Here is a 19995-nt window from a genome sequence, read left to right on the forward strand (position 1 = left end):
CCGGATCGTGCTAACATGTCTTGGGACGTAGAATTAAAAGTAGATTCCTTAAGTCAATGGCAGTATTTCTTGGCCGAATAGTCCGAGATAATGATTCGATAGCATGCATGAACTTTAGGACAGAGAGAGATTTATGCTATTGATAGGGAGATTGAAATGCCTAAAAGAAAAAAAATAAATCTTGCTCTTCAAGGCGGCGGTGCTCATGGCGCTTTTACTTGGGGTTTATTGGATAAATTTCTTGAATCAAAATTGTTTACAATAGAAGGTATTTCAGCAACAAGCGCGGGCAGCATGAATGCAGCTGTCCTTGCATATGGTTTTTTGCAGGGAAGGGAAGAGGGGGCCAGGCAATCATTGTATGATTTTTGGCATGCGATGAGTGATTATGGGAAAGTGTTTGGTATCACAGCAAAAACTCCTTTTGATTACTTTATAGAACCTTTTTTAAAGGCACCTCTTAATTTTTATTTATTTAATTCAATAGCGAGTCTTTTTTCTCCTTATCAATTTAATCCTTTTAATTTTCATCCTATTCGAAATGTTTTAGAAAAGATAATTGATGTAGAGCAAATCAAAAATAAAAGTGCTATTAAGCTTTTTATATGCGCTACTAACGTTCAAACCGGTAAAATACGTATTTTTGATAATAACGAGTTATCTATAGATACTCTTTTAGCTTCCGCGTGTTTACCCCAATTATATCAATCAATTGAAGTCAATGGAGAGTTTTATTGGGATGGGGGTTATCTCGGTAACCCAGCTATTTTCCCCTTAATATACCAAACAAGCTGTAGAGATATTTTGATTTTTCATACAGTCCCAATCGTCCGTAACAATATTCCAAAAACTCCAGCAGAAATTGATTCTCGGGTAAGAGAAGTGTCTTTTAATTCTTCTTTAATGCGTGAAATGCGAGCCGTGGCTTTTGTGAGCAGTTTGATCACTCAAGGACAATTGAAAAAAGAATACGAAAAGGGCTATAAAAAGATATTTATGCATTGTATTCGTGCTGATGAAGACTTGCGTGATTTTCCCTTATCAACTGTTTATACCCCGGATTGGGAGTTTTTAGTGGCTATGAGGGACCTAGGAAGACAGGAAGCCAGTCTTTGGATTGAAAAAAATTATGAGAAGGTTGGAAAAAAAACGACTATCGATTTCGCAGAATGGTTATAGGGGCATTAGTCACTCAGTAAACCGTGTTTCGAATAACTTCCTCAAGGCCGTATTCAAAAAATAAAGCTTGCTACAACAGCCCTGTGTTCGCTTAATAAAACATTGTAAGTGCGACAGGCTGCACCGATTGACATCGATTCAAGCCCAATTCGTTGTTGAGCAAGTTGTTTCATAATTGACAGAGGAGGCAGTTTTCCGGTATTTTCATGGCCAATGATTATAATTTCCGGTTTGAATTGCGTTAATAAGTTCATGTAGACTTCATCAAGCTCTTGGATATTTTTAATGGATAGCTCACTGATGATTTCTGTTTTAGAAACAATGAAACTTTTCTCGTAAATAATGGAATTAATCTGAATTTTGTTATTACTATAAGCTTGCACTGCATGTAGTTCTGATTCTTCTAAATTGATATTCATGGTTTTGGAAGGTTGATTGAGTTACAGTAGCTGTGAGTATACTACAGAGGTAGATATTATGAATCAATTTCCACGAATTAACCGCTTACCGCCCTATGTTTTTAACACATTAACGCAATTAAAAACAGAAGCACGAGCGCGTGGAGAGGATATCATTGATTTTGGAATGGGAAACCCTGATCAACCAACACCTCCCCATATAGTGAATAAATTGATTGAAGCAGTGCAACGGCCAGATACTCACCGATACTCAATGTCTAAAGGAATTCCGCGACTAAGGCGAGCAATGGCATCCTGGTATGCACGTAATTATAATGTACATTTAAATAGCGAAACGCAGATACTGGCAACTATTGGCTCAAAAGAAGGATTAGCTCATTTAGCATTGGCGATTAGTGGCCCTGGTGATACGATTTTAGTACCTGATCCAGCATACCCTATTCATACTTATGGATTTATTATTGCAGGGGCCAATGTAAAACAAATTCCACTCATAAACGAAACACAATTTTTAGCATCTGTGGAAGACACAATCAATAGAAGTTTACCTAAGCCTAAAGCTTTGGTGATTAATTTTCCTGCTAATCCAAGCACTCATTGTGTTGATTATGCTTTTTTTGAGCAAATAGTCGATTTAGCAAAAAAGCATGAAATTTGGGTGATTCATGATTTAGCTTATGCGGATATTGTATTTGATGGCTACAAAGCACCTTCAATATTACAAGTTCCTGGTGCTGCCGATATCGCAATTGAAACCTATTCAATGTCTAAATCTTATAATATGCCAGGTTGGCGTGTCGGCTTTGCTTGTGGCAATGAAGAGCTTGTTGCAGCACTTACTCGAATTAAATCTTATTTAGATTATGGCACGTTTACACCAATCCAAGTTGCCGCAATTGCCGCATTAGAAGGTTCTGACGAATGTGTGCGAGAGATTAGAGATCTTTACGAGAAACGTCGTAATATTCTTTGTGATGGTTTAAATGAACTGGGCTGGACAGTAGAGCGTCCTAAAGCCACTATGTTTGTTTGGGCACCTATTCCTTCACATTATAAGCACATGGGTTCACTTGAGTTTAGTAAGTACTTATTGCAAGAAGCACATGTTGCTGTATCACCTGGAATAGGATTTGGTCAACAAGGAGATGGTTATGTTCGTTTTGGGCTCATAGAAAATAAAGATCGTATGCGTCAAGCATTAAGAAATATAAAAGCATTATTTAAAAAAGATGGACTGACTAAGGCCCCAAAAGTATGTATGTAGTGATTGATTCTGAATGTAATGTTATTCCAGAGCGTGCGACATTATTAACGTCAGAAGGAAATGCACTACTTAATTTTTTACGGTGCCTTGATTATGATCCATCTGATCCTCCTTTTGCTGATCTGTTAAGACAGTACCATCACCTAGAAGGTGAGTGGCTTGTTTTGAGTCCCGTTCATTGGATAGCAACCCATAATGACGCCATGATTACGGGTTGTGGTAAAGATCTACACATTCAAGAGAGCGATGCTAAATTATGGTTCGAATTATTGTCGCAATATCTTGCTGAGGAAGGTAAACTTCTTCATTATCATAATCCAGAAACATGGTTGTTTTATAATGATAAAAAGCATTTATTGCGCTCTAAGCCAGTGCAGCATCTATTGAATCAATCATTGATGCCTGAATTAGCACAATTAGATACTACAATGTATTGGCAAAAGTTTTTAACTGAATGCCAAATGCTTTTTGCGTCTAGACCTAATCATTCTTTAATTAATGGATTATGGGTTTGGGGAAATGCTCAACTTAAGGATAAAAAAACGATTGCTATTTGTGCTGATGAACAATTTTTACCATGGGCAAAAATTTGTGGGGCAAACGTGAGTTTGTATCACCCTTCGTTAGCACTTAAGGACTATAAAATTTTATTGCTCACCGAGTATTCTATGCTCAGTGAACTGCATCAAGAAGAACTAAAAAAAATGACAGTCCATTGGTATTGGAATAATGCGGCATATATCCAATTTTCTGGTGGTTGGCTTGTTCATTTGTGGAGAAAACTTATCCATGCTTATTAAACAGCGTGTGCAACCAAAACACTCACTCAGCATCCCTAATTTGCCTGAAGTCCTTAAGAGGATTTTTGCTTCTCGAGGCATAACCGAAATATCACAATTGGATAAGCAATTACAAGCTTTATTACCTTTTGATACGTTAAAGGGAATTGATGCTGCATGTTTGCGATTAGAAACCGCTTTACGCGAACAGCAGCGTATTATAATTATTGGTGATTTTGATGCCGATGGGGCGACTTCAACCGCACTTGCTATTACTGCTTTACGTGCTATGGGTGCCCAGTTTATTGATTATTTAGTGCCTAACAGGTTTGAGTTTGGCTATGGCTTAACTCCTCAAATCGTCGATGTGGCTAACAAGTGGAAACCCGCTCTTATTATTACTGTAGATAATGGCATTGCTAGTTTTGATGGGGTTGAAAGGGCGAATCAATTAGGCATAGATGTTTTAATCACCGATCATCATTTGTCAGCGGAAAGCATTCCTAATGCTTGCGCGATTGTGAATCCTAATCAACCGGGTTGCCAATTTCCCAGTAAATCCATTGCCGGAGTTGGAGTTATTTTTTATGTCATGTTGGCTCTTCGCAGACATTTGGTGAATACCAATTGGTTTCAAAAAATGAATATTGCTGAGCCGAACATGGCAAGTTTTTTGGATTTAGTTGCTTTAGGGACTGTTGCTGATGTAGTTGGACTTGATCAAAACAATCGCATTATGGTCAACCAAGGAATGGCAAGAATACGCCAAGGTCTAGGTCGTGTGGGAATTAAAGCCTTAATTGAAGTATCGGGGCGTGAATATGCACGATTAAGAGAGTCTGATTTAGGGTTCGCTATTGCGCCAAGGCTCAATGCTGCTGGAAGATTAGATGATATGGCTTTGGGAATAGAATGCTTAATTAGCACGGATGAGCAACAAGCAAGAAAATATTGCCAGCAATTAGATGAACTCAATGAAGAAAGAAAACAAATTGAAGTCGAAATGAAAGAGCAAGCGCTGCTTGTTTTGGAAAAACTTGCCCTGGATGCTGATTATAACAGTACTCATTTACCTATTGCTTTATGTCTTTTTGATAAAACCTGGCATCAAGGAGTGATTGGTATTTTGGCCGGACGGATGAAAGAGCGCTATCACCGTCCAGTTATTGCTTTTGCTGCAGTAAGTGACGATGAATTAAAAGGTTCAGCACGGTCTATTTCAGATTTAAATATTAGAGATGTACTCGCTGCAATAGATAAGGATCATCCTGGCCTCATTAAGAAATTTGGGGGGCATGCTATGGCTGCTGGTTTAAGCATTCATCCCAACTCTCTTAGGGCTTTTCGTGAGGCATTTGTTTTAGAAGTGGGGCGGCATGTTGATTTATCTCAATGCGAAGGCGAAATACTCACTGATGGCCCATTGCAACCCAACGAATTGACTCTTGAGGTCGCCCAATTAATACAGCAGGCTGGTCCATGGGGGCAACAATTTGCTGAGCCTATTTTTGATAATATTTTTGAGGTTCTTGAGCAGCGTTTAGTAGGAAAAAATCATTTAAAAATGACCTTAATTGAAACGCAAAGTAAGCAGCAGTTTGATGCGATTGCTTTTAATATAGATCTCAAACTGTGGCCAAATTACCGAGTAAAATATATTCATGCCGCATATAAATTGGATATTAATTTTTTTCAAGGGCGTACACGGTTACAATTGTTAATTCAGGTAATGAATAGTGTCAATCATCCTGCGAGTGTTGTCTAATATGTTATGTTGGAACCCTTTAAAATCCTATTTTGCTTCAGAATTCACATTATTTAATAAATTTTTTATTGATGAATTACAGTACATTCTTGTTCTGCGACAAAATCATCAGCTTCTTTTAGAATTCGATGCATCTCTTCAAACACCGCAGAACCATGTTGGGTAAAAGTGAAAAACGATGGCCTTTGGTTTGGATTAGAAGGATGGTAAATTGCAGAAAAACCATATTCTTTAGCACCATAAATATTTATTTGCGAATCATCAATCAATGCGATTTGTGATCGATTAATAAGTGCGAATTTATTTTGTAAATGAGGAAATAGATATTCCAGGTAATCACTTTTATCAAGATACTTAATTTCCTGTAATTGATTCTGTCTATTGTAAAATCCACTAAGATCAGGAACTAATTGGCTTGTCACTTTTTCGCCAAAAAAGTGTTTAAAAACATTGTTAATAAATTTTTCACCATCATAAGTGGCATTCGTTAAAAAAATAATAGAAATCAATGGAATGTCATCATTTGATTGCTTCTTATAGCGTTCATTGATGGTAATAATTTCTTCAAAAAATGTTTTCCATTCAAGTCTTCTAAATGCTGTTGCTTTTTTCCATAATAACCCAGGAGTCAATTCTGGTTTATCGATTATACCCAAGGCGCTTTGGCTTAAAGATCGTTCAGCACTTTTTGATAAATTGTGTGGCTCATCTTCATCCAATTGAATGCTTGCGAGATTTTCATCAATATCTAAAACAAAGAGACGACGCTGTGATAATTTTGCGTTTTTCATATGCATCCTTGTTACTATGTTCACAAAATCCAAGAGACGGCAAAGCGAGCCTCAGCTTGTATAAAATAATTTTTGTTACAAAATTGAAAAACATCAGTGCAAGAGACATTCTGTCTGCTTTAGGTTATATAAGGAAGCACGATGTTTGCACTAATGTTATATATTCTTGGATATTAAGGATTAATGCAACCCGTAAATTTTCTTAAGGACTTGCCTTTAGCCCTGTTTGACCTTACTGGTTTTTAGTGAGTAAGATGCCTCTTTATGATTCTGTTGCAGCAAGAGAGAAACAGCTTCTACATTATTACGTTTTACAGTCTAGATGAGTACTTATTTTGCGCATTAATATCTGCGCTAAGACTTTTCTCTAATAATTTCTGAAGGGTTTGGTTCTCATTCTTTAGAAAAGTTTGTTCCAGAGTGTTCAGTTCGTTTTCTGTAGGTATTTTCTTTAACGCATCTAATATTTGGCTAATCCCATTTTCTGCGAGAGATAAGATATCATGTTCTTCAATTAATTGGTGTGCTTTATTGAGTACCTTGTTATACCCAGGTGCCCTGTTTCCAAAGCACGCGTGAATGAACTAATTAATAAATTCTATGACACACTTTAGCGCTTATTAAAATTTAGGGATGTTTTCTAGAAATCTAAAAGTGCAATTTAAATTGCGGAGACTTAAGCAATCTAATAATCTCCGAGACTAAAACGATGACCCCCACCCTAATTTTGTACCAAATTGAAAGATCGGTTATAATCATGGTTTTTAATTAAATATAATAGTGTCCCAGATTTTATTTTCTTCTTTAGCTATAGCGCCGATGATTGACTGGACTTACGGACATTTTCGGGTATTGATGCGTATGCTTGCACCTAATGCGCTTTTGTATACGGAAATGCAAACTACAGGGGCTGTATGCAATAATCCTATCCGCTCATTGCAATTTAATAAAAAGGAACATCCTATTGCATTGCAACTAGGCGGTTCTGAACCAACTCTTTTAGCTGAGTGTGCCAGACGAGCAGCCCAAGAAGGTTATGATGAAGTCAACATTAATTTAGGTTGTCCTAGTGACAAAGTTCAGGCTGGAAATTTTGGTGCATGTTTAATGAAAGAACCAGAAAAAGTAGGGGATTGTATTCGTGCAATGAGAGAGGCAGTAAATATACCTGTTACTGCAAAGACACGAATAGGAATAGACCACCAAGACAGCTATGAATTTTTTAGTAATTTTGTACATCAATTAATTGAAGCAGGTGCACAAAAGATAATTGTGCATGCTCGTAAAGCTTGGTTGCAAGGTTTAAACCCAAAGCAAAACCGAACCATTCCTCCTGTTCATTACGATTATGTTTATCGCTTGAAAAAAGAAATTCCCGATATCCCCATTGTAATTAATGGCAATATATTGAATTTAAATGAAATTAAAGAGCATCTGTCCTATGTAGATGGAGTGATGCTTGGGCGCTTGGCTTGTGATAATCCATTTCAGATCGCAGCAATACATCATGGACTCTATCCTGAAGTACCTAATAGATCCCGTAGTCAAGTATTTAATGATTATGTAGAGTATTTGCTGAATGAGTTTTATCAAGGAGCATCTCTTAGTTTGCTGATTAAGCCCATATTTAATCTAAGTTTTGGCTTACCTGGGGCGAGTCAATGGAAAAGAAAATTAATGGAAATTTTGCAAACTAAGAATATCCACTTGTTTGAACAATTAAGCCAGTACTTGTTAGAAATTGAAAATAAACATTCAATATTCACTTAAATTAAAGGTATTCATAGTATTTTTTTCGAATTTTTAGTACATTAACAAATTTGTTATTTGAAATCTCCAGAGGATTATTTAGGCCATGCTGAATGCGTTGATTAAGAAAATGTTTGGAAGCCGAAATGAGCGTACATTACGGCGTATGGAAAAGGCAGTAATGGCAATTAATGCGTTTGAAGCGCAAATGCAAACCTTAACCGATGCTGAGCTAGCTGCAAAAACCCAGCATTTTAAAGCACGTTTTGCTGAGGGAGAAACCCTTGATGAATTGTTGGCGGAAGCTTTTGCTACTGTGAGAGAGGTCTCAGTACGAACTTTGGGATTGCGTCATTTTGATGTGCAGTTAATTGGTGGCATGGTGTTGCATGAAGGTAATGTTGCTGAAATGCGGACTGGGGAAGGTAAAACATTGGTTGCTACACTTCCTGCATATTTAAACGCGATTTCTGAAAAAGGTGTTCATATAGTCACGGTTAATGATTATCTTGCCAAACGCGACAGCCAATGGATGAAACCTATATTTGAGTTTTTAGGTTTATCTGTAGGAGTTATTTATCCTGACATGTCTCATGCTGCAAAACAAGAAGCTTATCGATGCGATATTGTTTATGGAACCAATAATGAATATGGTTTTGATTATTTGCGTGACAACATGGCATTTAGTCTTGAAGATAAAGTACAAAGAGAGCTTAATTTTGCGATAATAGACGAGGTAGACTCAATTCTTATTGATGAGGCGCGTACCCCTTTGATAATCTCTGGTGCTGCTGAAGACAGTTCAGAACTCTATATTAAAATTAATACCTTAATTCCTCATTTAAAAAAACAGGAAGAGGGTGGGGAGGGCGACTATACGGTTGATGAAAAACAAAAACAAGCTCATCTTACCGATGCAGGCCATCAACACATAGAAGAGTTACTTGTTAAAGCAAAATTGCTCGATCATGGTGAGAGCTTATATCATGCGAGCAATATTATGCTAATGCATCATGTTAATGCGGCATTAAAAGCTCATGCTATGTTTCATCGTGACATCGACTATATTGTGAAAGATAACCAGGTCATCATTGTGGATGAACACACGGGTCGCACTATGCCAGGTCGAAGATGGTCTGAAGGATTACACCAGGCTGTTGAAGCAAAAGAAAATGTTTCTATTCAAAATGAAAACCAAACTCTTGCTTCTATTACATTCCAGAATTTTTTCAGAATGTACAATAAATTATCGGGAATGACTGGGACAGCGGATACGGAAGCTTTTGAACTGCAGCAGATTTATAATCTTGATGTAGTGGTTATCCCAACAAATAAGCCAATGGTACGAAAAGATGAACCTGACTTAGTTTATTTAACCCAAAAAGATAAGTTTCAAGCGGTTATTACTGATATCCGCGATTGTGCTGCCCGTAAGCAACCTGTTTTAGTGGGTACTGTGTCTATCGAGGCCTCTGAGTTTTTGAGCCAACTATTAAAAAAGCAAAATATCAAGCATCAAGTTTTAAATGCCAAGTTTCATGAAAAAGAAGCACAAATTATTGCTGAAGCAGGCCGACCAGGAACTGTGACTATTGCAACAAATATGGCTGGCCGGGGAACAGATATTGTTTTAGGTGGAAGTTTAGCTGCAGATTTAGCACAATTACCAGAGTCTGCTACCGAAGAAGAAAAAGAAGCGGTGAAGAAATTATGGAAGCAACGTCATGATGAGGTTATTGCGGCAGGTGGATTAAGGATCATTGGATCTGAACGTCATGAGTCACGACGAATTGATAACCAGCTGAGAGGTCGCTCGGGTCGTCAAGGTGATGTCGGAAGCAGCCGTTTTTACTTATCACTTGAAGATAATTTAATGCGAATATTTGCTTCTGAACGTGTTGCTTCAATGATGCGGCGATTAGGAATGCAGCCTGGAGAGCCCATCGAGCATAATTTAGTAACAAAAGCAATTGAGAATGCACAGCGTAAACTGGAAGGGCATCATTTTGATGTAAGAAAACAGCTTTTAGATTATGACAATGTGGCTAATGATCAACGACAAGTCATTTATACCCAGCGTGCTTCAATCATGGAAATGACAGATACAGAAGAGACGGTAAATATGATGAGGGAAGAAGTAATCTCCAATCTCGTTGACACATATATCCCTCCACAAAGTTTAGAAGATCAATGGGAGCCTAAGTCTTTAAGTGATGTTTTAGCAGATGAATTTAAACTTAAAATTCCTGTATTGGAATGGATTGAGGAAGATCATCATATCCAACCGGAGCAAATCAAAGAAAAAATTCTTGATTTAGCAGCAAAACATTATAACGAAAAAGTAAGCCAGGCTGGAAGAGAGACAATATCGCAGTTTGAAAAGTCTGTTATTTTGCAAACTCTGGACAATCAATGGCGTGAACACCTTGCTGCAATGGATCAATTACGTCAAGGTATCCACTTGCGTGGTTATGCGCAAAAAGATCCAAAACAAGAGTATAAAAAAGAGGCATTCACTTTATTTTCTACAATGCTTGATAATTTGAAGTATGATGTAATTCGACTCATTTCCTCTGTGGAGGTTCAGACTGCTGCAGATGTCAATGCTGTTGAAGAACAACGACGTGCAGAGCAAGTGAGTAAAATGAGTTTACAGCACAGTGACTTTAGTGATGCTGATGAAGAAAATGATAAAGCTCAAACCTATAAGCGTCAGGAGAAAAAAATTGGGCGAAATGATCCCTGTCCTTGTGGATCGGGTAAGAAGTTTAAAGCGTGCCATGGAAGTTTAGTGTGAAAATAACGGTTGCAGTAGCAGTTATTATTGATAAACAACAACGCTTCTTGATAACCCAGCGTCCTATTCATGCTTCTCATGGAGGATGTTGGGAGTTTCCAGGTGGTAAACTAGAAGAAAATGAGACTTCTGAACTTGCACTGATTAGAGAAATCAAAGAGGAAATTGATCTGGATGTGCACCAATATCAGCTATTAGGTGAAGTAAAGCATCAGTATCCAGATAAGACGGTAACATTGATCGTTTTTCTGGTAACCCATTTTTCTGGTGAACCTTCATGTAGGGAAAATCAGTTAGGGATGAAATGGGTTAACCTTCAGGAGTTGAATTCTCAAAATTTTCCTGCAGCCAATCAAGAGATAATCACGATGATACACCACCATTTCTCATAAAGACTTTTCGAGAGAAAATGTCGTTGATGAGTAATTCTAAATTAATCCTGTAAGTCAATTTGAAATCGAAGTACTCTAAATTTTCAAGGTGTTAAATGAAAATTTTTACGGTGAGCCTAACACCAGCGTCTTGAAATCAATGAATTATTTATAAATCTTATATCACAAATGAAATTATCAAATTGGATTTAAAATGTCTTTTTTGGTTAAAATAAATTCTATGTGATAGGAGAAAAAATATGAAAAAACCCAGCAAAATTGTTGTGTTCGATGTTGATGGACCTATAAATGCAGCAGGCGGTACACAGAATATTTTTCCTGGACATAACCGAAGTCCAGAATTAGATTTGGGAGATGATCCAAAAGATTTTTGTGTACCCAATAAGAATTTTTTAAAATTAACATTGGAGATTTTATATCAAAACAATATTCTGCCAGTTATTGGTTCACAGCGTATTCAAATGGCAGACAATCATCCGTTTTATGGAAACTATGTATCTACCATGTATCAGGCTCTTAATCATTTTCTTGGATCGAAAAGGCCTTATCTTGAGGAAGATATTGCCCGAGAAATAGGCAAACAACTTCGGGGGCACAACACCGAACAATCTAAAAATGCGATATTAGAGCTATATGGAAAAAAATTCAACATAGCACCCGATAGTATTATTTTGATTGATGATGATGCAGGATATAAGGAGCCTGCTGAGGCTGAGCACTATCAATTCGTTCATGCGCCAAGAAGAGCAAAAACTAATTCGGCCGAAGACAATGCATACCTTTATGAAACGCTCTTTCGTACCCTACCTGCTGAAATAATTTTAAATAGTTTAAAAACGTCTAATGAATGTCAAGAAGTAAAAGACGAATTTCAAAAGCAATTATTCGAGGTACTTAACCTTAAAATGCGTCAAATTCCCTTTTTATCTCAAGAAATAATCGCAAAAGAGGTTTTAAAGGACATCCAAAAAGACATTATGCATACCCAATGGAAAAATAATTTTTTCAGTGCAGTAAAAATTTCAAGCAGTAGTGGAATTCATAATACGATACCTAAAGAAATGATTAAAATTCTAAAGGAAATTAAAAATGCTCAAGATTTTAAGCAAACATGGGATACCACATTAACTAATGTACAGAATATAATTAATGAGTCAGTTCATAAAAAAGAGTATTTATGCATGAGCCGAACAGGTGAAACACCAAAAGAGTTTTATCAAAATACTAGAGCAATGATTCAAAATTTGCGCGACAGCGAGTCTAGACCAGAGGTTGTTGAAGATGACTCTTTAAAAGTTACTCCATGATTCAGATAACTTTTGACAATTGAAGATACTGACGATGTAAATTATTTATCGTTGTTGTCAGATCTTCAATTTCCAAATCATTAACTACTACATCATCAGCATTTTTTAGACGTAGGCTCATATTAGGCTGGGCTGATAAAATAGCCTGAGCTTGCTCCTTACTGCATTTATCTCGTTGCATTACCCGTGATAGTTGAGTTTCTGTTGGGGTGGTGATGAGTAATACTCTATCGATGTAGGGGTAATTATGCTTTGTAATAAGCAAAGGTATTTCCACAATACAATACGGTGTTGTACACGCATCGACTTTTTCTTTAATTTCTTGACGAATAAGTGGATGTAAAAGTTGTTCGAGCCACTCACGTTCTTTTGGATTTGAAAAAATAATTTCTCTTAATTGGCTGCGGTTTAGCTCTTTATCTGGGTTTAGAATTTTAGTTCCAAAATGTGCGACAATTTTTTTGTAGATGTGTTTCTCTTTTTGGGTCAGTTCTCGCGATATTTTGTCCGCGGAGATCACTTCTATACCCAATTGAGAGAAAAGGGTTGCAACAGTGGTTTTACCACTTGCTATATCACCTGTTAATCCAATGCAATAAACCATTTATCAAAGTCCCTGCTTATTCAAACAGGTTACTAAATTAATATAACATGTATCTGGTACAGGACTTTTTTGTTTGCAATAGGCTTGAGCTGCTAAAGCGGCATCTTCACGATGTGGATATCGGTTGCTTGTCCAAACAAATGCTTCTCTATCAAATGCAGTGCATTCCCACTTTGGCATGACATTAACTCCTGCGATGAAATTTTCGCAGTTAGCTTTGCTTGTTCGACAAGTAGCAGGCATTTTGCTATTTTTTTTGCATTTAGCGTAAGAAAAATTCAGGGCAATTTTCTGATAAATATTTTTGGATGTCCAAAAGGTATTTGTCGCATCATCGGTTTTGCATTCCCAATAATTCCCGCTTAGATCGACGGGGGCTGCAAAGCATGAAATCGATGTGCCACATAGCATTAGAAAACAGCAAGTTATATACCGATTCATTTTTTTTCTCCTTTTAATAAGTTAGTCAATTGGTCAATTGAAAGTGCTTTCGAAAAATGCCATCCTTGTAAAAAATGCACATCATTTTCCAATAAATAATTAACTTGCTCCTTAGTTTCTACACCCTCTGCAATAATAGTTAAATTTATTTTTTTTGCTAAGTTAATAATGGCATCATTCAAAGTTTCTGTAATCGCCTTTGTTCCTATAGCCTGAATAAATATTTTATCAATTTTTATAAAATTGAAAGGATAATATTGTAAATAGCTAATGCTTGAGTGACCTGTCCCATAATCATCTATAGCTAAAGAATAGCCTGCTTCCCGAAGCTCTAACATTTTTTTAATAAAAGACTTATCATTTACATCAAGCAAATAGCGCTCAGTAATTTCTAATAATATTTGGTTAGGTGAAATAGAATATTGATCAACTAATTTATAAAATTGATCAAAAAAAGCGGATCAGTGAAATGATAAGCACATAGATTAAATGCTAAATGAAATGAAGAGAAATCATAGAGAATCTCTTTAGTTTCTTTAAATACGGTTTCAACAATTTGTAATGTTATAGGAACAATTAAGCCTGTATTTTCGGCTTCTTGAATAAAAAGATCGGGCATTATGATTGTATCGTGATAATATTTCCATCTTAAAAGAACTTCTGCTCCAGAATAGACATTTTTTTTTCCATCAAATAAAGGCTGATAAACAGGATAAAATTGCTCTTTTTTAATCGCTTTCTTAATGGCTCCATGCAAAGAATAATATTTGTTGAAAGTTTTTTTGCTTACAAAATATAGCAAAATTGAAAGCACTAAGATATCAAGAGCAAGTAAAATCTCTTTGTACCAAAAACTACGAATTATATTTTGCCTATTTTCAACGACAGTGATCACAATACCACTAATGCTATTTAGTCGTTTAGAAACAACTAGTTGTGGAAATAAAAGAGATTTGATTTGAAGAAGTATATTGTCGAGCCAGGGGAACTTTTCTTTTTGCTCCATTGTTATAATAGCTTTTTTTCGATTTTCATCATGTAAAACTATAGAGTAGTTACTGTATTCCGGAGAGCTTAATATATTTTCAAGTATGGACGTCATGATAATGACTTCAGCTTGAAAATGATCAATTTTTCTTTGTATCACATAAATGGGATGGACAAACCACGCTGAAGTGATTGGACCAACAAAGACATGGTTTGGATCAATATTTAATAGAAAACTTTTATTGTGCGGCAATGTAGAATATACAATTTGATTAATTGGATCCCAAATAGCTATCCCGGAAACTCGGGGATGGTTTATATTGATATGCTGTAGGGAAGAGATAATCATCTCTTTGTTTGTGATGAGCAGTTTTTTATCTATAAGTAACTTATTTATATCCCTAAATATGCTATTAATAAAATTATCTATATCATTCGTAAGCTTATTCGCTACCTTGGAGGCTAAAATCGATGATTGGATGTCGTTATTATACCAATTAATATAAGAAAGAATAAAAAAAGAAAAAATTGCCAACAGTATCCATAGCAATTTAAATTGTCTATAGATTAAAAATAATAAATTTTTGAGTGATTCTCGCATGTTTAAGGTATCGCATATGCTCCCTTTATAGATTTTAGTGTGATTTCGGCTAATTTCCCAATTATTTCGTGACTTGTATTTAATGGGGGAAGCCAATAAAGGGTATTTCCTATCGGTCGTATCAAAGCGCCATGGCTTAATGCTTGCTGATAAACTCTATTCCCGACTCTGTGGTGCGTCGAATCTTCAAGATCTGCTGCGACTACAGCACCTATTCCACGAATATTTGTTAATTTACCACAAAGCTGAGCAACTTCAGTTAGGGCTGTCAGCATATATTCGCTTATATTTTGCACATGCGTGATTAATTTTTCCTCACGTATGGTTCTAATTGTTGCCAAAGCAGCACTTACAGCAAGTGAATTACCACTATAGGTATGAGAATGTAAAAATGATTTACCACTTGAATAATCTGCATAAAAGAGCTCAAAAATAGAATGGTCGATCATAACGCAGCTTAGAGGTATTGAGCCCGAAGTTAATCCTTTAGATAAGCAAATAATATCTGCTTGAATTTCAGCATGATTGGTCGCAAGCCATTCACCAGTCCGGCCTATTCCTGTCATTATTTCGTCAGTAATAAGATAAATGTTCCTCTTTTTAGCCCATAGCGCTATTTTTTTTAGGAAATCTTGGCTATAGCATAACATCCCACCTGCGCCTTGGATTATTGGTTCAACAATTAGTGCACAGACATTATCTTCTATTGATTCCAATTGCTTTTCTATAGAGGGCCAATACGTTTCACAATTCGCCCATAATGGATCTGTTTTCCCTGTAACATAGGGAATATTGTCAAGAAAATGGCATTTTAAATTAAATGAGGTGTAAGGTGCTTTATAGATTCCTAGGTCACTAATGCTCATAGTTCCTAGTGTTTCTCCATGATATCCATTTTTTAATGCGATAAATTGATTTTTGTTGGCAAAACCTTTGATTTGATTTGCATGAATAGCTAATTTCATAGCGATCTCAACAGCACTAGCCCCATCACTCGCAAAGAAAACATGTTGCTTTTGAGTAATATTGGCTAATTCTTCTGCTAGTTCAACCAATAAAGGATGTGTGGTATTTGCAGCAATAACATGTTCAAACCGATGAAGTTGATCAGTTATTGACGCAATTACATTGGGATGAGCATGCCCTAAAGATTTACACCACCAGCTTGAAATTGCATCGATTAATGGCCCCTTATCGGTATATAGGTAACATCCTTGAGCTTTTTCAACAATCAGGGGAGGACAAATTTCAAAATCTTTCATTTGCGCACAAGGATGCCAAACATGTTTTAAGTCGCGATTAATTAATTGCTGAGTGTTGACCATTTACAAAATTTTGGTTGACAAGCGTGATGCGAACTTTATCATGTTCACTTCATAAATAAAATAAGAATATCAGAGGGGTATAATTGTGACTCAAATTAAGAAGCACTGGTCAATATCTGAAATTACGGCGATTTATGAGCAACCATTTAATGATTTGTTGTATCATGCTCACATGCTGCATAGAGAGCATCATAAGCCTAATTCATTACAATTTGCTACTTTATTGAGTATTAAAACTGGTGCTTGTCCTGAGGATTGTGGTTATTGTTCCCAAAGCGGACATCATAAAACCCATGTTGAAAAAGAAAAACTCATGTCAGTTGCTGAAGTACTAAAACGTGCACAAGAGGCTAAAGACGGTGGAGCTAAACGTTTTTGTATGGGGGCTGCCTGGCGTTGCCCTCCTGATAAGGCTATGAATGAGTTGCAGGAAATGATCAAGGGCGTAAAAAGCTTAGGCTTAGAAACTTGCATGACTTTAGGTATGTTAACCCCAGAGCAAGCATCTAGCTTAAAAGAGGCAGGTTTAGATTTTTATAACCATAATATTGATACTTCACCGTCGTATTATGAGAAAGTAGTGACTACACGTAAGTTTAGTGATCGCTTGGAAACGTTAAATCATGTTCGAACAGCAGGAATTGGTGTTTGTTGCGGAGGAATTTTGGGTTTAGGTGAAACACGAGAAGACCGTATAGAATTTCTATTAACTCTTGCTAATATGGAAACACCACCAGAAAGTGTGCCAATAAATCGTCTAATTCCTGTAGAAGGAACACCTTTAGCTCACTCAAAGCAGGTTGAGGGTATTGAGTTGGTTCGAACAATTGCTACTGCACGAATAATAATGCCCAACAGTGTTATTCGATTGACGGCTGGAAGAACTGAAATGAATGATGAATTGCAGGCACTTTGTTATTTTGCTGGTGCAAATTCAGTTTTTATCGGTGATAAGTTGTTAACAGAAGATAATCCTCAGCGGGCTAAAGATAAGGTTCTTTTTAGTAAACTGGGTCTTTCTGAGATGGTATAAATGCTTGTAAGCAATAAAATTAGAGATTATACAAATCAGTTAGCTGCTAAAGGGTTATTAAGAACACGAGTGATCTCCAAGAACTCCCCATTAATACATTTTGACAGCAATGATTATTTATCATTAACAAATGACAAACGAATTTCTGAAGCATACCAACTTGGATATGCCCTGTATCCAAGCGGTAGTGGTGGTTCCATGTTACTTAGTGGCTACCATAGCACTCATCGCGCGGTTGAAGAAGCGTTTGCTAATCTTTTAGCAGTAGATGATTGTCTCTTATTTTCTTCGGGGTATGCTGCAAATCTTGCTGTTACCGCTTTATTGGGCCAGCTAAAAGTACATTGTTTTATTGATAAAGAAATCCATGCTTCAATTTATGATGGATTAACTTTGGCACAAGTAAACTATGTACGTTATTTTCATAATAATATAGATGATTTAAGGCGTAAATGTACGAGCGATTTTGCTGGCAGTATTGTAATCACCGAAGGAATTTTTAGCATGAGTGGCCAATTAGCTCCGTTGGCCGATATTTCTTCTTTTTGTAGTGAGAGTCAAAGTATGCTCATAGTTGATGAAGCCCATTCCTTTGGCATTTTAGGTCATCAGGGCAAAGGTGCTGTTGTTTCTCATGGGTTAACTCAAAAAGAAGTTCCATTGAGAATAATTCCTTTAGGAAAAGCCTTTGCTGCCCAAGGAGCTATTGTTGCTGGAAAAGCAGATTGGATTTATGCTTTATTACAAGCGGGACGTTCGATTATTTATTCAACTGCCGTTAGTCCTGCTTTAAGCTATGGTCTACTCAAATCCTTAGAAATTATGGTTCTTGCTGAAGATAGAAGAATAAAATTAAAGCAATTAATTGCTTTATTTCGAAGTCTTATTAAACAGTCACCACTTAATTGGGCAGACTCAACCAGCCCGATTCAAAGACTGCAATTAGGATGCCCACATTTAGCATTGTATTATGCAAATGAACTTAAAAAACAAGGTATTAGTTGTTGTGCGATAAGGAAACCCACTGTTAGCACTAAAGAATCTGGATTGCGAGTTATTTTAAATTACAATCATACAGCAGAACAGATTTATGACTTTTTTGATAAGCTAAGTAGAATTTATGAATATAAACATCCATAAATATGGTGATGGATTCCCTCTTGTTTTTTTTCATGGATGGGGATTTGATAGCCAGGTTTGGTTCGCATTGCTTCCAAAACTCAATCCATATTATCAATTAATACTTGTCGACTTACCCGGATTTGGACATAGTCCAATCATGGATTGGCCGCTTTTCAAAAGAGATTTACTCACTCAATTACCGGAAAAATTTGCTTTAGTCGGTTGGTCTATGGGGGGACTCTATGCGATGCATTTAGCACTAGAAGAATCTGAAAGAGTAGATTTTTTTATCAGCGTTTCATCATCACCGCAATTTTTGCTTGATGATCCATGGCCAGGTATTTCTCAAGAGGTTTTCCAGGGATTTTATCAAAAAATAGTAGATGATCCCTATAAGACATTAAGTGAGTTTCTTGATCTTCATGGGTTAGCCACGCAGACAAAATCACAATACCTACCTGATAAGCTTCCTTCTTTAGAAGGATTGAGATTTGGTCTTAATATTTTAGAAACTTGGGATTTTCGCGAGGAATTAAAACAGTTTACTAAACCTGCATATTTTATGTTTGGTCGACTTGATCCTATTGTCCCAGTTAAAACCATGCGCTTTATGCAAAGGGAGTATCCAGAGTTCAAGTACATGCTTTTTAATCGAGCTGCACACATGCCTTTTTTATCTCATATGGATTTATTCGTAAACGAAATTAGAGAGTTTATTAAATGAGACGTTATTTTATTACAGGTACTGATACAGATTGCGGTAAAACATACGTTACCGCACGTTTAGTCGATTATTTTTTAAATGCAGCCGCAATAAAACCAATCGCAAGTGGATGTATCGAAATTCAAGATCAATTAATTAGTCATGATGCTCAATTATTACAAAAAAACACCAAGTTTGACTTAGAGCTTATTAATCCCTGGCGATTTAAATTGCCTGTATCCCCGCATATTGCTGCTGAAAAGGATGGAGTGTGTTTATCAATAACTGAAATAGCAGACTATTGTCTTAATTTACACTTAGAAGGCATTGAACAATTATTTATCGAAGGTGCTGGAGGATTGATGGTTCCTTTGAACAACAATGAAACCTGGATTGATTGGTTAAAACTCACTCGAATTCCTGTTGTTTTTGTTGTGGGAATAAAATTAGGTTGTATTAACCATGCCTTGCTTACTGAAGCTGCTTTAAATGCTCATAAAATTGAATGTATCGGATGGATTGCTAATTGTATCGATCCCAATATGCAAGCATTATCCGAAAACATTAATACTCTCATTCATAAACTAGACTCTCCTATATTAGCAACGGTTCCTTTTGAAAGCAATCGCCTACAGATTCATTTTTGGCCTGAGTCGGATGTGAATAAATAATAAAATGTGACGTTAAATTTATGATGGCCTAAGAGATTTTGGGTGCTCTCATGTATTCATTAGAGA

The 19995-nt window shown here is 36.4% G+C and carries 17 protein-coding genes and 1 pseudogene; 12 read left to right on the forward strand and 6 right to left on the reverse strand.

What is annotated here, in order from left to right; genetic code table 11:
* Positions 1 to 156: 156 nt before the first annotated feature.
* Positions 157 to 1179 carry a patatin-like phospholipase family protein gene (locus EL220_RS08220; RefSeq protein ID WP_027269950.1) on the forward strand — a complete coding sequence of 341 codons (1023 nt, stop codon included), beginning with the start codon at positions 157 to 159 and terminating at the stop codon, positions 1177 to 1179.
* Between the two features lie 53 nt (positions 1180 to 1232).
* Here EL220_RS08220 and EL220_RS08225 read toward each other — a convergent pair whose 3' ends face one another.
* On the reverse strand, positions 1233 to 1598 hold the full coding sequence (locus tag EL220_RS08225) for an Mth938-like domain-containing protein (RefSeq protein WP_027269951.1): 366 nt from the start codon (positions 1596 to 1598) through the stop codon (positions 1233 to 1235).
* A 58-nt stretch (positions 1599 to 1656) separates the two neighbouring features.
* Between EL220_RS08225 and alaC the strand changes: the two genes are divergently transcribed.
* The 3 genes from alaC to recJ are packed head-to-tail and all read left to right on the forward strand — an operon-like array spanning position 1657 to position 5406.
* The gene (gene alaC / locus EL220_RS08230; protein ID WP_027269952.1) at positions 1657 to 2862 is read left to right on the forward strand and encodes an alanine transaminase; all 1206 of its coding nucleotides are present in this window, start codon (positions 1657 to 1659) and stop codon (positions 2860 to 2862) included.
* On the forward strand, positions 2853 to 3662 hold the full coding sequence (locus tag EL220_RS08235) for a hypothetical protein (RefSeq protein ID WP_027269953.1): 810 nt from the start codon (positions 2853 to 2855) through the stop codon (positions 3660 to 3662). The genes alaC and EL220_RS08235 overlap by 10 nt, the downstream gene beginning before the upstream one ends.
* Positions 3652 to 5406 carry a single-stranded-DNA-specific exonuclease RecJ gene (gene recJ / locus EL220_RS08240; protein ID WP_027269954.1) on the forward strand — a complete coding sequence of 585 codons (1755 nt, stop codon included), beginning with the start codon at positions 3652 to 3654 and terminating at the stop codon, positions 5404 to 5406. The genes EL220_RS08235 and recJ overlap by 11 nt, the downstream gene beginning before the upstream one ends.
* Positions 5407 to 5471: 65 nt before the next feature.
* On the opposite strand, the gene EL220_RS08245 is transcribed toward recJ, so the two are convergent.
* Positions 5472 to 6197 carry a hypothetical protein gene (locus tag EL220_RS08245; protein WP_027269955.1) on the reverse strand — a complete coding sequence of 242 codons (726 nt, stop codon included), beginning with the start codon at positions 6195 to 6197 and terminating at the stop codon, positions 5472 to 5474.
* A gap of 780 nt (positions 6198 to 6977) precedes the next feature.
* Between EL220_RS08245 and dusA the strand changes: the two genes are divergently transcribed.
* The 4 genes from dusA (at position 6978) to EL220_RS08270 (ending at position 12442) form a co-directional block, all read left to right on the forward strand.
* Positions 6978 to 7967, forward strand: a complete 990-nt coding sequence (gene dusA / locus EL220_RS08255) for a tRNA dihydrouridine(20/20a) synthase DusA (protein ID WP_027269956.1) — start codon at positions 6978 to 6980, stop codon at positions 7965 to 7967.
* Between the two features lie 85 nt (positions 7968 to 8052).
* On the forward strand, positions 8053 to 10743 hold the full coding sequence (gene secA, locus EL220_RS08260) for a preprotein translocase subunit SecA (RefSeq protein WP_027269957.1): 2691 nt from the start codon (positions 8053 to 8055) through the stop codon (positions 10741 to 10743).
* Positions 10740 to 11135: an 8-oxo-dGTP diphosphatase MutT gene (mutT, locus tag EL220_RS08265; protein WP_035905670.1), complete on the forward strand. Its 396-nt coding sequence runs from the start codon at positions 10740 to 10742 to the stop codon at positions 11133 to 11135. Before secA ends, mutT begins: the two co-directional genes overlap by 4 nt.
* Positions 11136 to 11374: 239 nt before the next feature.
* Positions 11375 to 12442, forward strand: coding sequence for a hypothetical protein (locus tag EL220_RS08270; RefSeq protein ID WP_027269959.1), 1068 nt, complete (start codon positions 11375 to 11377; stop codon positions 12440 to 12442).
* A gap of 1 nt (position 12443) precedes the next feature.
* Here EL220_RS08270 and coaE read toward each other — a convergent pair whose 3' ends face one another.
* The 4 genes and pseudogenes from coaE to bioA form a co-directional block, all read right to left on the reverse strand.
* Positions 12444 to 13046 (reverse strand): dephospho-CoA kinase, encoded by a 603-nt coding sequence (gene coaE / locus EL220_RS08275; protein WP_027269960.1) that lies wholly within the window; start codon positions 13044 to 13046, stop codon positions 12444 to 12446.
* A gap of 3 nt (positions 13047 to 13049) precedes the next feature.
* Complete coding sequence (locus EL220_RS08280; protein WP_027269961.1) at positions 13050 to 13487, reverse strand: hypothetical protein; 438 nt, start codon at positions 13485 to 13487, stop codon at positions 13050 to 13052.
* A pseudogene (locus tag EL220_RS08285) lies at positions 13484 to 15075 on the reverse strand (EAL domain-containing protein). Before EL220_RS08285 ends, EL220_RS08280 begins: the two are co-directional and overlap by 4 nt.
* A gap of 2 nt (positions 15076 to 15077) precedes the next feature.
* A complete protein-coding gene (gene bioA / locus EL220_RS08290; protein WP_027269963.1) occupies positions 15078 to 16400 on the reverse strand; it encodes an adenosylmethionine--8-amino-7-oxononanoate transaminase in 1323 nt (440 codons plus the stop codon).
* Positions 16401 to 16485: 85 nt separating this feature from the next.
* Between bioA and bioB the strand changes: the two genes are divergently transcribed.
* The 4 genes from bioB to bioD are packed head-to-tail and all read left to right on the forward strand — an operon-like array spanning position 16486 to position 19929.
* The gene (bioB, locus tag EL220_RS08295) at positions 16486 to 17433 is read left to right on the forward strand and encodes a biotin synthase BioB (RefSeq protein WP_027269964.1); all 948 of its coding nucleotides are present in this window, start codon (positions 16486 to 16488) and stop codon (positions 17431 to 17433) included.
* Complete coding sequence (locus EL220_RS08300) at positions 17434 to 18573, forward strand: aminotransferase class I/II-fold pyridoxal phosphate-dependent enzyme (protein ID WP_027269965.1); 1140 nt, start codon at positions 17434 to 17436, stop codon at positions 18571 to 18573.
* The gene (locus EL220_RS08305; protein ID WP_027269966.1) at positions 18554 to 19279 is read left to right on the forward strand and encodes an alpha/beta fold hydrolase; all 726 of its coding nucleotides are present in this window, start codon (positions 18554 to 18556) and stop codon (positions 19277 to 19279) included. The genes EL220_RS08300 and EL220_RS08305 overlap by 20 nt, the downstream gene beginning before the upstream one ends.
* A complete protein-coding gene (gene bioD / locus EL220_RS08310) occupies positions 19276 to 19929 on the forward strand; it encodes a dethiobiotin synthase (protein ID WP_027269967.1) in 654 nt (217 codons plus the stop codon). The genes EL220_RS08305 and bioD overlap by 4 nt, the downstream gene beginning before the upstream one ends.
* The last annotated feature ends 66 nt before the right edge of the window (positions 19930 to 19995 follow it).

This window comes from Legionella sainthelensi (genome assembly GCF_900637685.1).
Lineage (GTDB): Bacteria > Pseudomonadota > Gammaproteobacteria > Legionellales > Legionellaceae > Legionella > Legionella sainthelensi.